Source organism: Bradyrhizobium sp. 141, from assembly GCF_023074055.1.
GTDB lineage: Bacteria > Pseudomonadota > Alphaproteobacteria > Rhizobiales > Xanthobacteraceae > Bradyrhizobium.
Genome location: NZ_JADPKR010000002.1, coordinates 146820 through 162071, shown reverse-complemented (window position 1 = coordinate 162071; position 15252 = coordinate 146820). Strand labels below are relative to the sequence as shown.

Annotated in this window: 11 protein-coding genes; 4 read left to right on the top strand and 7 right to left on the bottom strand. The window is 65.9% G+C overall.

Annotated features, from left to right (window positions below; genetic code table 11):
• Nucleotides 1–119: 119 nt before the first annotated feature.
• Nucleotides 120–1736, top strand: coding sequence for a phosphoenolpyruvate carboxykinase (locus IVA81_RS00770; protein ID WP_247310795.1), 1617 nt, complete (start codon nt 120–122; stop codon nt 1734–1736).
• A gap of 91 nt (nt 1737–1827) precedes the next feature.
• Here the strand turns inward: IVA81_RS00770 and IVA81_RS00765 are convergent, their stop codons facing one another.
• Together IVA81_RS00765 and IVA81_RS00760 are read right to left on the bottom strand one after the other, a co-directional pair.
• Nucleotides 1828–2643, bottom strand: a complete 816-nt coding sequence (locus tag IVA81_RS00765) for a thioesterase family protein (protein ID WP_247310791.1) — start codon at nt 2641–2643, stop codon at nt 1828–1830.
• A 225-nt stretch (nt 2644–2868) separates the two neighbouring features.
• Nucleotides 2869–5385 (bottom strand): glycogen/starch/alpha-glucan phosphorylase, encoded by a 2517-nt coding sequence (locus IVA81_RS00760; protein WP_247310789.1) that lies wholly within the window; start codon nt 5383–5385, stop codon nt 2869–2871.
• A gap of 206 nt (nt 5386–5591) precedes the next feature.
• On the opposite strand from IVA81_RS00760, the gene IVA81_RS00755 reads away from it, so the two are divergent.
• Complete coding sequence (locus tag IVA81_RS00755) at nt 5592–5825, top strand: hypothetical protein (protein ID WP_247310786.1); 234 nt, start codon at nt 5592–5594, stop codon at nt 5823–5825.
• 34 nt (nt 5826–5859) lie between these two features.
• On the opposite strand, the gene IVA81_RS00750 is transcribed toward IVA81_RS00755, so the two are convergent.
• Nucleotides 5860–6723 carry a LysR substrate-binding domain-containing protein gene (locus tag IVA81_RS00750; protein WP_247310783.1) on the bottom strand — a complete coding sequence of 288 codons (864 nt, stop codon included), beginning with the start codon at nt 6721–6723 and terminating at the stop codon, nt 5860–5862.
• A gap of 110 nt (nt 6724–6833) precedes the next feature.
• Between IVA81_RS00750 and IVA81_RS00745 the strand changes: the two genes are divergently transcribed.
• Nucleotides 6834–7745, top strand: a complete 912-nt coding sequence (locus tag IVA81_RS00745; RefSeq protein WP_247310780.1) for a DMT family transporter — start codon at nt 6834–6836, stop codon at nt 7743–7745.
• 12 nt (nt 7746–7757) lie between these two features.
• Entirely contained in the window at nt 7758–8531 is a 774-nt protein-coding gene (locus IVA81_RS00740; protein ID WP_247310777.1) for an MBL fold metallo-hydrolase, read from the top strand.
• A 142-nt stretch (nt 8532–8673) separates the two neighbouring features.
• On the opposite strand, the gene IVA81_RS00735 is transcribed toward IVA81_RS00740, so the two are convergent.
• The 4 genes from IVA81_RS00735 to IVA81_RS00720 all read right to left on the bottom strand — a co-directional run bounded on the left by IVA81_RS00735 (nt 8674) and on the right by IVA81_RS00720 (nt 15131).
• Nucleotides 8674–9444, bottom strand: a complete 771-nt coding sequence (locus tag IVA81_RS00735; RefSeq protein WP_247310773.1) for a TIGR02186 family protein — start codon at nt 9442–9444, stop codon at nt 8674–8676.
• The gene (locus IVA81_RS00730) at nt 9444–10358 is read right to left on the bottom strand and encodes a sulfite exporter TauE/SafE family protein (protein WP_247311166.1); all 915 of its coding nucleotides are present in this window, start codon (nt 10356–10358) and stop codon (nt 9444–9446) included. The genes IVA81_RS00735 and IVA81_RS00730 overlap by 1 nt, the downstream gene beginning before the upstream one ends.
• A gap of 348 nt (nt 10359–10706) precedes the next feature.
• Nucleotides 10707–14210: a tetratricopeptide repeat protein gene (locus IVA81_RS00725; RefSeq protein ID WP_247310771.1), complete on the bottom strand. Its 3504-nt coding sequence runs from the start codon at nt 14208–14210 to the stop codon at nt 10707–10709.
• 330 nt (nt 14211–14540) lie between these two features.
• Nucleotides 14541–15131 carry a PadR family transcriptional regulator gene (locus tag IVA81_RS00720; protein ID WP_247310768.1) on the bottom strand — a complete coding sequence of 197 codons (591 nt, stop codon included), beginning with the start codon at nt 15129–15131 and terminating at the stop codon, nt 14541–14543.
• Nucleotides 15132–15252 lie beyond the last annotated feature (121 nt).

Sequence of the window (15252 nt, the reverse complement as noted above, 5' to 3'; positions counted from 1 at the left end):
CCAGCGTTCATGATTATTAGGTCGTTCAGCCGAGGCCGAATGGCCCATTCATCACGGTGACCGCGATGGCGCCCAACCATGGTCGCGCTGAGTGTCGCGGGTTCTAGGAGGATTTTTTCGTGCAAGAGACGGGCGTGCGCAACGGTGCCTTCGGCGCCGACAAATTCGGCTTAAAGAATCTCAAGCAGGTTCACTGGAACCTCGGTGCGCCGCAACTCTATCAATACTCGCTCGCTGCGGGCGAGGCGATGCTGTCCGCTGACGGCGCACTCTGCGCCGACACCGGCGAGTTCACAGGGCGCAGCCCGAAAGACAAGTTCACGGTGCGTGACGCCTCCACCGACAAGAAGATGTGGTGGGCCGGCAACCAGTCCATCACCGCAGAGCAGTTCGAGACGCTCTATCAGGACTTCCTCAAGCACGCCGAAGGCAAGAAGCTGTTCGCGCAGGACCTCTACGGCGGCGCCGATCCGGCCTACCGGATCAAGACGCGCGTCTTCACCGAACTCGCCTGGCACTCGCTGTTCATCCGCACGCTCTTGATCCGCCCCGAGGCGATCGAGCTGTCGACCTTCGTGCCGGACCTCACCATCATTGACATGCCGAGCTTCCGCGCCGACCCTAAACGTCATGGCTGCCGCTCGGAGAACGTCGTCGCGATCGATTTCGCCCGCAAGATCGTCCTGATCGGCGGGTCTTATTATGCCGGCGAGATGAAGAAGTCGGTCTTCACCACGCTGAACTATTATCTGCCCGAGCGCGGCGTGATGCCGATGCATTGCTCGGCCAATGTCGGCGCCAAGGGCGACGCGGCGATCTTCTTCGGGCTATCAGGCACCGGCAAGACCACGCTGTCGGCCGATCCCAACCGCACGCTGATCGGCGACGACGAGCACGGCTGGGGCCCGAACGGCGTCTTCAATTTCGAGGGCGGCTGCTATGCCAAGTGCATCAAGCTGTCGCAGGAAGCCGAGCCCGAGATCTACGCGGCTTCGACGCGCTTCGGCGCGGTGCTCGAGAATTGCGTGCTCGACGAGGACACCCGCGTGGTGGATTTCGACGACGGCTCCAAGACCGAGAACACGCGCTCTGCGTATCCGCTCGACTTCATCCCGAACGCCTCGCGCACCGGCCGCGCGCCGCAGCCGAAGAACGTGGTGATGCTCGCCGCCGACGCCTTCGGCGTGCTGCCGCCAATCGCCAAGCTCACGCCGGCGCAGGCGATGTATCACTTCCTGTCCGGCTACACCGCCAAGGTCGCCGGCACCGAGCGCGGTCTCGGCAACGAGCCGCAACCGGAATTCTCGACCTGCTTCGGCTCGCCCTTCCTGCCGCTCGACCCCAGCGTCTACGGCAACATGCTGCGCGACCTCATTGCCCAGCACAATGTCGATTGCTGGCTGGTCAACACCGGATGGACCGGCGGCAAGTATGGTGTCGGCTCGCGCATGCCGATCAAGGTGACGCGCGCGCTGCTCACCGCCGCGCTCGACGGCTCGCTTCGCAACGTCGAATTCCGCACCGACAAATATTTCGGCTTCGCGGTCCCGACCGCGCTGCCGGGCGTGCCGGCCGAGATCCTCAACCCGGTCAACACCTGGAAGGACAAGGACGAGTTCGACAAGACCGCCCGCGCCCTGGTCGGCATGTTCCAGAAGAACTTCGCCAAGTTCGAAGCCCAGGTCGACGCCGAGGTGCGCGCGGCGGCCCCGGACGTGAAGCTCGCGGCGGAGTAATTTCCCGCACTGTCTTGAATGCAAAAGGGCGGCCGCGAGGCCGCCCTTTTTGTTTCACCTTCTCCCGCAAGGGGAGAGGGGAAGAAAAAGCTCACGCCTTGAAATACGCGATCTGCGTCGTGGTCGCGAGCAGCCGTCCGTTCGGCGACCACAGCTCGGCGTGCTGGTCGCCATAGCTCTTGTGGAAGATCTTTGCGTCTGCCGTCGCGAGCACGCGCGTGATGTCTTCCGCTGCGAGCTCCTCGCTGTCGGTGTGGAAATACGTCGTCAGCGACACCGTGCCGAACGGCACCAGCGCGCGCCTGGCATGGAAGACGCGGCCGAAGAAGGCGTCCGACATCGACATCAGCGACAGCATGTCGAGCTTGCGCGGCGTGCGGTCGCTGATCCAGAGCTTCGAATAGGTGCTGGCGGGCTCGGCCTGCGGCGGGCCGATCCGCATCTCGCCCTCGACGAAGCGGAATTCATACTGGTTGGCCCAGGACGCCGCGATCTTCGGGAACGGCAGCGTCTGTTCGAACGGCTTGGTCTCAGGATATTGCGCCACCCGGTGCTCCCAAGACGGCCGGCGCTCGGCGAACACGGCGGTGGCGAGCGTCGCGACCTCGCCGCCGCCTTGGCTGAGTTCGACGCTCCAGTGCTGGCTGGAGCGGTTGGCCTTCACCAGCCGCACATCGAGATCGAACGGCCCCTTCGCGATCGGCGCGCAGTAACTGACGGTCAGCGCCAGCGGATCGCCGGCGCGTTCCGGATGGTCGATCAGCGCACGCAAAATGGTCGCGGCGGTGGCGCCGCCGAACGGGCCGACAAAGGCCCAGTAATCGTCGCTGGTGTGCCCCTGCCAGCTGCTGTCGCCGGCGGTGACGCGCGTGGCGTCGTCAAAGGGATGCGGGAGCTTGGCGTGCATTGTTGGTCCTCGATGCCGACCCACCCGTCATTGCGAGCGCAGCGAAGCAATCCAGAATCTTTCCGCGGGGCAGTCTGGATTGCTTCGCTGCGCTCGCATGACGGCGTTGGAGGTCACGGCGTCCATTCCGCCGAGACCGCTTTGGGGATGATGGAAATCATATCATCATCCGCCCTGCGAGATGCAATAACCGCGCAGGTAACGCCGCTTCCACGCCGCGGAAAATCAGCCTGCGACGTCGCGCAAATTCGGAAGCTGCGGCGTGGTCGGATTGACCGGCACGTTCCAGATTTCCTCGGCATATTCGCGGATGGTGCGGTCCGAGGAGAACCAGGCCATGCGCGCGACGTTGAGGATGGAGGCGCGGGTCCAGGCCGGCGAGACCAGCCAGCGCGCATCGACCGCGCGTTGTGTCTCGTAATAGGAATCGAAATCGGCGCTGACCATGTAATGGTCGAGATAGCGTAGCGCGTGCGCGATGGATTCGAAGCGGCCGGGATCGCCGGGCGAGAACTCGCCGGCGCCGATCGCATTGATGGCGCGCTGCAGCTTCGGCGAATTGCGGATCACGTCGGAGGCGTCCAGCCCCTGCTTGCGCCGGATCATGACGTCGCCAGCCTCCATGCCGAAGATCGCGATGTTCTCGGCCCCGACATGGTCGCGGATCTCGATATTGGCGCCGTCGAGCGTGCCGATGGTGATGGCGCCGTTGAGCGCCAGCTTCATGTTGCCGGTGCCGGAGGCTTCCATGCCCGCCGTCGAGATCTGCTCGGAGAGGTCGGCCGCGGGAATGATCACCTCGGCCAGGCTGACATTGTAGTCAGGCAGGAACACGACCTTGAGCTTGCCGCCGATCGCGGGATCGTTGTTGACGGCTTCCGCGACGTCGTTGATCAGCTTGATGATCAGCTTGGCGTATTTGTAGCTCGCGGCGGCCTTGCCGGCGAAGATCTTCACCCGCGGCACCCAATTGCCGTTGGGGTCGTCCTTGATCGACTGGTACAGCGCGACCGTCTCGATGACGTTGAGGAGCTGGCGCTTGTATTCGTGGATGCGCTTGATCTGCACGTCGAACAGCGCGGTCGGGTCGACCTTGATGCCGAGCCGCTCGCCGATCAGCCGCGCCAGCGCGGACTTGTTGTGGAGCTTGACGCTGCGGAATTTCTTCTGGAATTCGACGTCGCTGGCGCGGGCCTCGATCAGGCTGAGTTGGGTCGGATCGTCGAGCACGGCCTCGCCGCAGGTCTCGCGCAACAGATCGGTCAGCTTCGGGTTCGCCAGCATCAGCCAGCGGCGGAAGGTGATGCCGTTGGTCTTGTTGGTGATGCGGCCGGGATAGAGGTGGTTGAGGTCGTGGAACACGGTCTCGCGCATCAGGTCCGAATGCATCCCCGAGACGCCATTGATGCGGTGCGAGCCGACGAAGGCGAGCTGGCCCATGCGCACGCGGCGTCCGCTCTTCTCGTCGATCAGCGAGACCGAGGCACGGAAGTCGATGTCGCCGGGGCAGCGCGCCTCGGCGAGCGCCAGATGCTGCACGTTGATGCGGTAGATGATCTCCAGGTGCCGCGGCAACAGTCGCTCGAACAGCTCGACCGGCCAGGTCTCCAGCGCCTCGGGCAGCAGCGTGTGGTTGGTGTAGGAGAGCGTGGCGACGGTGATCTTCCAGGCCTCGTCCCAGCGGAAATTGTGGAGGTCGACGAGGATGCGCATCAGCTCGGTGACGGCGAGGCTCGGATGGGTGTCGTTTAGCTGCACCGCGACCTTGGACGACAGGCTGCGGAGCTGGCCGTCGGAGGCGAGATGCCTCTTCACCAGATCCTGAAGCGAGGCCGAAACGAAGAAATATTCCTGGCGCAGCCGCAGCTCGCGACCGGCGGGGCTCTCGTCGTTCGGATAGAGGAATTTGCAGATCGCCTCGGCGCGCGACTGCTCGGCGCTGGCGCTGACATAGTCGCCCTTGTTGAAGGCGTCGAGCTTCAACGGATCGGGTGAGCGCGCCGACCACAGGCGGAGCGCGTTGACGTGCTGGCCGCGCCAGCCGACGATCGGCGTGTCATAGGCGATCGCCTGCACGGTCTCGGCCGGATGCCAGATCGCGCGGTCGCGCCCCTTGTCGTCGATATGCTCGACGCCGCCGCCGAAACTGATGTCGTAGATCACCTCGGGGCGCTGCAATTCCCAGGGGTTGCCGAAGCTCAGCCATTCGTCGGGATATTCCTGCTGCCAGCCCTGATTGATGATCTGGCGGAACAGGCCGTAATCGTAGCGGATGCCGTAGCCGATCGCGGGGATCGACAGCGTCGCCATGCTCTCCATGAAGCAGGCGGCAAGCCGCCCCAGGCCGCCATTGCCGAGCGCGGCGTCCGGCTCGCATTTGCGCAGCTCCGGCAGCGAGACGCCGAGATCGCCGAGCGCGACCTCGAAGATCTTCAGGAGGCCCATATTGTTGAGCGCGTCGCTGAAGAGGCGGCCGATCAGGAATTCGAGCGAGAGATAATAGACGCGCTTGCGTCCTGCGTCGTAGCTGTGTTTCTCCGCGGTGAGCCACCGATGCACGATGCGGTCGCGCAGCGCGAGCGCCGCGGCCTGATACCAGTCGTGCCTGGTTGCCATGGCGGCATCCTTGCCGATGGCAAGCCGCAGCTTCGCCAGGATCGCGCCCTTGATCTCAGCCAGCGCGAGCTCGTCGATGGGCTGCGTGGGGGCGGGAAAACTGGGCTGGAACGATTGATCTTGCAAAGCCGTCACTTCCTGGTCGAAAGAACACTACTCACACTACGCGTCCTGCCCTTGCACCGGAATCGTCACCGGCGCGACCGTGCACTGCGCTGGCGTCAATTTATGCAAGGAATGGGCCGCTTTGGGAACCCGGACGAGCACGGAGAAACCGGGATTCGGTGCTAGATTGCGGGTCAATTCAGCCATCAGTGTGGAGGAATATTCCCATGAGACTGCTGATCGAAATCGCCGCGGCGGCCTTGCTCGTCGTCTGCATCAGCGCCTCCAGTGCCGCGTTTGCCGCCGGCAAGCCCGGTCGCAGCGCCGATGGTCTGAGCTGCGGCTTCACGGTCCCGCAGAATGCGTCGCCCGCGGCCCGCTGCGCCGCCATCAAGCGCCAATGCGGCGGCAAGTTTTATGCGAATGCCTGCGGCGACAGGCTGATGTCCGCGGCGAATTGAGCAGCGGGCGGCAATCGCACGGCTCAAGCCGCCTTCAAGCCGCTTTGGCCTGAACCGCATCGCAAAATTCGGCGAGACGATCCGCAAGCCGTAGCGTTGCCGGGCTCGCATCCGGCGAAGCCATCAGCGCGACCTCGGTCCTGTTGATCGGCTCAAAACCTTCCTTCGCCGTCAGCACGTGATGGTCGGACTGGATCGACATCTCCGACAGGATGCTCAAGCCCATGCCGGCCGCGACCGCGGCCTGGATGCCGGAAAGGCTCGATGACGTATAGGCGGTGTGCCAGGCGCGGCCCGCGCTTTCCAGTGCGTGGATGGCGCCGGCGCGATAGATGCAGCCGAGCGGGAAGCCGATCAGCGGCACCGACGACACGCTGATATCGACCGGATGGCTTTTGCTGGTGACCCAGTGCACCCGCTCCGGCCACACCGCGATCGCATCCTTCGCGGCGGCCTCGCGCTTGTAGAGCGCAAGGTCGAGCTCGCCGCGTTCGAGATCTCGCGCCAGGTGCTTGCTCTGGTCAGCGCGCACGTCGAGCCGCAGGCCTGGATGCGAGCGCGAGAACGCGCCCAACAGCTTGGTCAGCCGGTACGCCGCGAAATCCTCGGGGATGCCGAGCCGGATCGCGCCTTCGCCATCAGGCTGGCGCAGCACGTCGCGCGCCTCCTCGGCCAGCGAGAGCAGCCGCCGCGCATAAGAGAGCAGCCGCTCGCCGGCCTCGGTCGGGCGCACGTTCTTGCCGTCGCGATGCAGCAGCACCTGGCCGACGTCCTCCTCCAGCCGCTTGATCTGCTGGCTCACGGTCGACTGCGTGCGGTGGACGCGCTCGCCGGCGCGGGTGAAACCGCCGGCCTCGACCACCGAGACGAAGCTGCGCAGCAGGTCGAGATCCAGCATGGGCGTCTCCATTCGAGAAACAACTGGCAGTGAGTTAATCATTTAATTTCCAAATGACAAGCGGCCTCCCTAGATCGAGGGCCAGAAGAAAAACATCCGAGAATGCCCTCATGTCGCTCGCCCCCTCGATTTCGGTTCCTGGCCGCCGCTTCAACACGCTGCCGCTCGCTATCGGTCTGTTCTGCCTGCTCTGGAGCTACGCCTTCGTCGCCGGCAAGATCGGCGTCACCCATTGTCCGCCGCTGATCCTGCTCGCCGCGCGCTTCTCGCTCGCCGGCATTTTGATCCTGGGCGCCACGCTGATCCGCGGCGAGGCCTGGTCGCTATCCTGGCGCGATGCCGCGATCTTCGCCGTGCTCGGCATCGCCAACAACGCGCTCTATCTCGGCCTCGGCTACACCGGCCTGCAATCCGTCTCCGCCGGCCTCGGCGGCTTGATCGTGTCGGCCAATCCGGTATTCACCGCCGCGCTCGCCGCGCTGCTGCTCGGCGAAGGCATGACCTGGCGCAAGGCAACCGGCCTCCTGCTCGGCATCGCCGGTGTGACGCTGATCGTCTGGCACCGCCTGTCGGTCGGCACCGATTCCCTGCACGGCATCGTGTTCACGCTGGCCTCTCTGGCCTCGCTCGTCGCCGGCACAATCCTGTTCAAGCTGCTCGCGCCGAAGGGCTCCTTGTGGATCGGCAACGGCGTGCAGAACCTCGCTGCCGGCCTCGTGCTGACGCCGGTCGCGCTCACCTTCGCCGACATCCACGCGATCGATGTCACGCCGGGCCTGATCGGCGCCTTTGCGTTCCTCGTGCTGGGCGGCTCGATCCTGGCCTACTGGCTCTGGTTCCATCTCCTGAAAGTGTGCGGCGCGACCGCCGCCAGCGCCTATCATTTCCTGATGCCGCCGCTCGGCATGCTGTTCGCGTATCTCGTCCTCGGCGAGCATGTCGAGGCCCGCGACCTCCTCGGCATCATCCCGGTCGCGCTCGGCATTTATTTGGTGACGCGCCCCGCAAAGCCCGTCTCGTAGCAGGAGTTCATCATGCCCATTTCCATCACCCTGATCGGCGGCCCCACTGCGCTGATCGAAATCGACGGCTTTCGCCTGCTCACCGATCCGACCTTCGATGCGCCGGGCGCCTACCAGCTGCCGCATGTGAAGCTGGAAAAGATCATCGGCCCCGCCGTGAGGCCCGATGCGATCGGCCCGGTCGATGCCGTGCTGCTCAGCCACGACCAGCATTCGGACAATCTCGACAATTCGGGGCGCGAATTTCTGACGCATGCCAAACGCGTGCTGACCACCGAAGCCGGTGCCAAACGTCTCGGCGGTCATGCCGAGGGTCTTGCGCCCTGGGCCACCGCCCACGTCAGGGATCGCGACGGCAACATGCTGACCATCACCGCAACGCCGGCGCGTCATGGCCCGGCCGGCATCGAGCCGCTGTCGGGCGACGTCATCGGCTTTGTGGTGTCCTCAAACCGGAAGGACACCAGCGCGGTCTATATCACCGGCGATACCACCTGGTTCGACGGCGTCGCCGAAGTTGCGCGCCGCTTCAAATGCGGCGTGGTGCTGCCCTTCGCCGGCGCCGCGCAAACGCGCGGCCCGTTCCATCTCACGATGGATACCAACGACACCATCGAGACCGCGCGCGCCTTCCCCGATGCGATGATCGTGCCCGTGCATACCGAAGGCTGGGCGCATTTCCGCCAGAGCAGCGAGGATCTGCGCAAGACGTTCGACGTGCTGGGTTTCGGAACGCGGCTGCGGCTGCTGGAGCCGGGCGTGCCGACGGTGATCGAGGCGCCGTGAGCCCGCGTACACCCCTCTCTCCGTCATGCCCGGGCTTGTCCCGGGCATCCACGTTCTTAAGTGCGGCGACAAAGACGTGGATGGCCGGGTCAAGCCCGGCCATGACGGCGAGTATGTGGTTCGCATCCCGGAATGACAGCACCTAATCCTTCCGAAATACGATCGACGCCATCCAGCCTGTCATCAGCGCCATTGCCGCGGTGACGAGGCCGTAGATCAGCCCGTTCTGCCGGGCGGTGGTGGCGACGAACTGCTCGAAGCCGACCTTCACGATCTCGAACGCGGTCTCGGTCTTGCCGATGAACGCGCCGTTCGCAAACAGCTTGATCTCCACCTCGTAGGTGCCGATCGGCACCTCCGCCGGCAATGGAATGCCGGTGCGGAACAGGGTCGGCGTCAGGAACGTCACGGCGCTCGGATCCTCGCGATAGAGCCCGCGCTGGGTGCGCAGGCGGATGAAGGCCGAGCGGAACGCATCGTTCGGCACCACGTCGGCATAATCGCCGCCGACCCGCTGCATCAGCAGCACGTTGTTGAGTCCGATCTGCTGCCGTCGCGCGATCTCGGGCGAGGTGATGGCGTCGAAGGGGCGGTTGGCAAACAGCGCCAGATAGCTCGGCACCTGCAGGAACTGCCGGTAATCGGTGTTGATCCAGATCCCGAAGGTGCGCTCCTTGCGCCGCGTCACCATGTCGGCGCGCGGGCCCATCACGGTGACCACGAGATCGTAGGCCGTGCGATCAGCGGGCGTCGTGGCATCCTTCTCGACCGAGCCGAACAGCACCAGCTCCTCGCCGGAATAGTTCGGTGTCACCGTGACGCGGTGGTTGGAGACCGAGACGATCAGCCGCTCGGCGCGCGCGACTGAACCGAGCAGCAGGACGAGCAGGAGTGCGAGAGCTGCACGCATCATCAGCTCGCTCCCAGCTCACGGATGGTGAAGAGATCCTCGGGCCGGATCACCAGCTCGATCGCGAAGCGCACGCCGACCGAGAGGATCAGAAGTCCGAGCAGCAGCCGCAGTTGCTCGCCGCGGATCTTCTGCCCGGCACGGACGCCGAACTGCGCGCCGGTGACGCCGCCGACCATCAGGATCAGCGCCAGCACGGCGTCGACGAGGTGGTTGGTCACCGCATGCAGCATGGTCGCGAACAGCATCGTGACGAGGGTCAGGACCATCGAGGTCCCGATCACCGTCGAGGTCGGCACCCTCAGCAGATAGATCATGATCGGCACCAGGATGAAGCCGCCGCCGATTCCCATGATGGCGCCGATGAAGCCGATCATGATGCCGACGATCACCACGGGGATGACCGAGAGATAGATCTTGGAGCGCTTGAACCGCATCTTCAGCGGCAGGCCGTGGATCCAATTGTGGGTGCGTCGCGGCGGCAGCGCGCCGCGCCGTGTTCGCATCAGGGCGCGCAGGCCTTCGGAGAACATCAGGCTGCCGACGGTGCCGAGCAGCACCACGTAAGAGAGCGCGATCATCAGATCGAGCTGGCCGAGCGCGCGAAGCTGCGTGAAGGTCCACACGCCGAGCGCTGTCCCGGTCACGCCGCCGCAGAGCAGAACGCTCGCCAGTGCCGGATCGATCGCCCGCCGCCGCCAATAAGACAGCGCGCCGGAAAAGGAGGAGGCCGCGATGTGGCTCGTGACGGAGGCGACTGCGACCGCCGGCGTGATGCCGATGAAGATCAGCAGCGGCGTCATCAGGAAGCCGCCGCCGATCCCGAACATGCCCGAGACGAAGCCGACCGCAGCGCCCATGGCGAGCACCAGGAAGACGTTGACCGGAAGATCGGCGATCGGAAGATAGAGTTGCATTGAACCACGCGCCGGCGAGACGGATCGACTATCGCGGAAGGCCCGCGGGAAGATCGGAACGATTGTCGCGCCCCTCAATAGCGGAATTTGCTGGCGGGAGGGACCGGCAATTTCGGGCGTGGTGAATGGGTAGGACGAGACCGTGATGAGATCGGCAATCGTCGCCACGATGAGGTGTGCTCCCTCCCCCGCTTGCGGGGGAGGGTCGGGGAGAGGGTGTCTCCTCTAGCGAGAACCCCCAAGAGGCGAGAGCCCTCACCCGCGTCGCTCCGCTCCGCGACCTCTCCCGCAGGCGGGAGAGGTGCACCGAGCGCGCGGCGCGTTTTGTCTGCCTAAAGCTATTCGCCTTCAGTGCGCCGCCGAGGCCGAGCGCTTGGTCGCCACCGCCTTCGGCGCCGGCTTTGCATTCGCCTGCGGCGCGCTGTCCCAGCCGCCGTTCGGGGCCGGAACGTTGACTGCATCATCCGGCTGCGGCTCGGCGCTGAAGGTCTGGATCGCGAGCTTGGCGGCGGCGAGCGATTGCGGGTCGAGACGTTTTGCGACGTCGTCGCGCTTGCCGGACGCATCCGCATCGCCCTGAGCGGCTGCCAGGCTGAACCATTTGTAGGACTCGGCGAGGTTTTGCTCGACGCCGATGCCGCGGGCATAGAGGATGCCGAGGTTGAACTGGCTGTCGGCGACGCCGCGGTCGGCGGCCTTGCGGAACCACTGCGCCGCGCTCTTGTAGTTGGCGCCGCGTCCGCCGCCATCGGCATCGAGCACCGCGAGATTGTGCATCGCCTTGGCGTTGCCGCGCTCGGCGGCCTGAGTGTAGTAGCGGCGGGCGATGTCGGCGTCCTTCTTCACCCCCAAGCCCTTTTCGTAGAGCGTGCCGAGGCGGAAGGTCGCGGGCACGACGCCGGCCTGCGCCGCGCGGTCGTACCATTTGGCGGCTTCGTCGTAATTCGTCGCAACGCCCTTGCCCTCGGCAAAGCGCAGGCCGATCTCGTAGGCCGCGGTCGCATCGCCCTTCATCGCGGCGGTGCGCAGGCCCGGGCCGCCGATGCCGTCAGGCAGCTTTTCGCTCGGTGGCACCTGGATATGACTGAGCTTGGCGCGGCTCGTGCCAGACAGCGCACCGGTGACGTCGCTGTTGGTCGCAGGTGCGGGCGGTGTCGTGGCTGGCGCCGTCGGAATTTCAACGGAGGCCGAGTTGGCGGCGGGAGCCGGCGCGGAATTGTTCTGGGATTGCCGTCCAATCGGCGTCGGCGAGGTCATCGATGGCGTGACCTGCTCGGGCGTGGCGGGCTTGTTCTCGATCACCGGCGGCGGGGCCTGCGGCGCGGGCTGGCTGGATGTATTCTCCATGGCCTGCGGCGCCGGCGGCGCGCTGCTGCCTTCGAGCAGATTCATCGCCATCTTGAAGGTGCCGAGCACGATCACGACCACGCTCGCGCCGACCAGCAGCGAGCGGATCTTCGAGGTGATGGTCGAACCGCCGTCCTTGCCCTTGTCCTTGGCGCGATCGGGGCCAGCCTTCGCTCCACCCTTGGCACCGCGAGCCGGCTTTTCCGGCTGCGCGGCGGCGGCCTGGGCGGCGCGGCGGGCGGCCGCGATGAAGCTCGACGACGAGACCGACTCCTTCGCAGCAGCGGGGATGCCGCTGATCGCGCTCTCGGAGGCGGCGATGCGTTCCGACGGCGATGCGACGCGTCCGCCAGGCCGTGTGCCCGGCTCGAGCGGATGATCCGGCGGCAATTCCGGGGCGAGCGCGGCGCGCGCTGGCGCCGTGTGCGGCTCCAGGATCTCGCTGATCGCGCGCGGCGGCAAGGGTGGTGCGACTTGCGACGCCATCGGCGCCGGCACCGGCGGCGGCGCGGCGGGGGCAGCGGCATGGAATTCACGCGGCGCGGCGGCGAAGGCGGCTTGTGCCTGCTGCTGCGCGGCGGGATTCGGAAGCTCGGGCTTGGGATCGTATTTCGGCTGCTGTGCCTGCGGCCGTGGCTCACGCGCGACAGGCGCGGGCTCCATGGAAGCAGCAATGGGAGCGGCCATCGGCATCGGCATCGGCTGCGGCGCAGGGGCCGGCGGCGCGGTCCGCACCGCGCGCAGATCGCCCTCGATCATGGAGAGGCGATCGACGACATGGCCGAGCGCGCTATGGACGGCGTCGAGCGAGTCCTGGGTGCTGCGGTTGGTCTCGGCCTGGCTGAAGCGGATGTCGGAAAGCTCTCGCTTGACGAGATCGACCACGCCGGAATCGGCCGGCGGCGCAGAGCTGCGGCTCTCCGCCAACGCGGAGTAAGTCGCCTGCTGCCGCTCCAAGTGCCTGAGAATGTCGTGCAGCCCGTCCTCGACGCGGCTTAGATTGCCGTTGCGCGGGTCGGAGGCGGCTTCGATCCGCTCCAGCAAATACGAGACACGCTGTTCGAGATGCGCGAAGGTCGAGGCCGAATCGTTGCCGACCTGCATGCGGTCGAAACGGTCCGACAGCGCGCGGATCGCGGTTTCGAGATGCTCGGTGCTTTCGGATGGCTGGGGCCGCTCGCGGGTTTCCAGCGCCGCGGTGAGCGCCGCAATGCGCTGCTCCAGTACCGCAAAGCTGTCGCCCTGGCCGGAGGGGCGGGTGACCTGGTCGACCTTGGACGACAGCAGTTGCACGTCTTCGGACAGGCGTGCCAGCGCTTCGTTGGACGCGACGTTGGAGACGATGCCGCGCAGCGCCGAGATCGCGCCTTCGAGCTGTCGCACCGTCGAGGGATCGTCATTGGCGCGCAGGATCAGATCGAGCTTGGCGCCAAGATTGCGGATCGCCTCGTCATAGCCGGTGAGCTGCTCGGCCGGCGTCAGCGTGCGCAGCACCTGCTTGATGTCGGACAGCGCGTGCTCGATGCCCGAGAGGACCTGGCCGTCGGTGCCGTTGGAACGGGTCTCGTCGATCCGGCGATGCAGCGAGCGGATCTCGTTCTCGATCGATTCGATCGCGCGCCGCGGCATCGCCTCGGTGATGGCGTGGCGGATTTCGGCGAGTTCGCTGCGGAAGGCGTTGATCGCCTGCTCGGTGTTGTCAGGGCGCTGCAGCGACTCGATCTGGCTCGTGATCTTGAGCAGATGGCGCTCGAGCGACGAGAAATCCGGCCCCGCTTGCGGTGGCGGTGGAGCATAGGCAGGCGCGGGCGGCGCCGCCATTGGTGCCATGGGGGGCGCGAAGGCAGCTGCATCGGGCGCAATGGAGGGCGCGGCACGCGGTGGCATCTGCCGCGGCGTGAAGCCGTCCAGTTCGCTCTGCCGCGCGGTGATTTCGGCGACGGCGACGTCGAACGATGCGGGGCTCAGGGGAGGGGAGTTGCGATAGACCTGCGCTGCCGCACGCTCGACCGCATCGGCCTGGCGCTGGCGCGTGTCGGCCGGCGCGGGGCGCTGAGCCGGGGGCTGCTGCGGTTGCGGCTGCTGTGGCTTGGAGATTTGCGACAGCCGCGCGTCGAGCCGCGAGATCGCATCGTTGAGCTGGCGCGCGACGCCCTGCTCGCGCGAGACGTCTGGTCGTGAAGACTCCTGGCGCGATGGGTCCTGTCTTGAAGAGTCCTGGCGCTGCGCGGGCTTTGAAATCCGTTCGATCTGCTGGGTGATCGCGTCGAGCCGCTGGTGGATGTCGGCGACTTCGCGGCTTTCCTGACTCGGTGCTTGACTCGGAACGTGCGGGGCTTGCGGACGCTGGTCGTAAGATTCGCGAAAGTTTGGCGGGGCAGTTTCGCCGAGCGTGGAGTTCAGCCAATCGTTGAGTGACATGCCGGCGCGGCGCGCAGCAGCTTCGGCCCGCTCCCGGACGGATGGGTCGATGCCGTCAACACTCCACGATACGCGCGAATTCATGACTCTGTCCGGTTCCGACTCCGGCGCCCCACCCGGCGCCTCCAGCCTCCCCACGCGCGCCAGTTGCAAACACAACCGAATTTTGCGCGGGTCGTCTGCCTCGAAAACCGACTTTTGTCCGTTACGGTAAATAACGAGTTAAGGAACGCAGGCTGGGTGTCTTAAAGTTGGGCGGCGATGCCAGCCACGGAACCGGTGCGCTCCCTCCCCCGCTTGCGGGGGAGGGCTGGGGAGAGGGTGTCTCAACAACGAAGACTCAGAACCCTCACCCGCGCCTTCGGCGCGACCTCTCCCGCAAGCGGGAGAGGTGACGAACACCGCCAATGCCGCTCACCCCTTCCCCTCGCGCTTGGCGTCCTCGAGCGGCACCACGCTGGCCTTGCCGCTCATCGCTGAGAGCGCCTCCAATGTCTCCTCGCAGAAGTCGGCCACCATCTGCTCGTGCCGGGCCCCTAAGCGGAGCAGGAGCAGGTTGCCGAGGTCGAGCCTGCCTTCCGCCGTGCCGTCCGGAAAACGCTTCTTCAGGATGCGCTCGTAATTGGCGTGGCGGTCGCGGTGGTGCTCCAGGCGGGCCATCAGATCGGTGCGCAGCGGCTCGATGTCGATGCTGTCGAGGGCGTGGAGGCGGACCAGGAGGTCGTCCTTGGTCGAGGCGGGCGTGCTTGGCCGCGCGGCCCAGTGCCGCAGCGCTGTTCTACCCTCGGGCGTGAGCGTATAAACCAGCTTGTTGGGCTTGCCTGACTGCACGACCTCCCGGCCCTGGATGTGGCCGCGGTCGCGCAGCTTGGAGAGCTCGCGGTAGATCTGTTGGTGGTCGGCCTTCCAGAAGAAGCCGATCGAGGAATCGAATGTCTTGGCGAGCTCGTAGCCCGTCATCGGACGTTCCGTCAGGCATGCGAGGATTGCGTCGCCCAGCGCCATGGCCGGCCTCCTTCTTCGACCTTAACCAACCAGCTTGACTTTATGCGCATCGGCGCATATGCGTCAATGTGCATATGAGGCAGCTTGCGGGCCGGTACAGGCTCGACTGAAAAATCCAGCG

Excerpts from the sequence above, each read along its gene's own strand:
- IVA81_RS00765 (WP_247310791.1), bottom strand. The coding sequence starts at position 2,643 with ATGCACGCCAAGCTCCCGCATCCCTTTGACGACGCCACGCGCGTCACC.
- IVA81_RS00755 (WP_247310786.1), top strand. The coding sequence starts at position 5,592 with ATGAGACTGCTGATCGAAATCGCCGCGGCGGCCTTGCTCGTCGTCTGC.
- IVA81_RS00750 (WP_247310783.1), bottom strand. The coding sequence starts at position 6,723 with ATGCTGGATCTCGACCTGCTGCGCAGCTTCGTCTCGGTGGTCGAGGCC.
- IVA81_RS00745 (WP_247310780.1), top strand. The coding sequence starts at position 6,834 with ATGTCGCTCGCCCCCTCGATTTCGGTTCCTGGCCGCCGCTTCAACACG.
- IVA81_RS00740 (WP_247310777.1), top strand. The coding sequence starts at position 7,758 with ATGCCCATTTCCATCACCCTGATCGGCGGCCCCACTGCGCTGATCGAA.
- IVA81_RS00735 (WP_247310773.1), bottom strand. The coding sequence starts at position 9,444 with ATGATGCGTGCAGCTCTCGCACTCCTGCTCGTCCTGCTGCTCGGTTCA.
- IVA81_RS00730 (WP_247311166.1), bottom strand. The coding sequence starts at position 10,358 with ATGCAACTCTATCTTCCGATCGCCGATCTTCCGGTCAACGTCTTCCTG.
- IVA81_RS00725 (WP_247310771.1), bottom strand. The coding sequence starts at position 14,210 with ATGAATTCGCGCGTATCGTGGAGTGTTGACGGCATCGACCCATCCGTC.
- IVA81_RS00720 (WP_247310768.1), bottom strand. The coding sequence starts at position 15,131 with ATGGCGCTGGGCGACGCAATCCTCGCATGCCTGACGGAACGTCCGATG.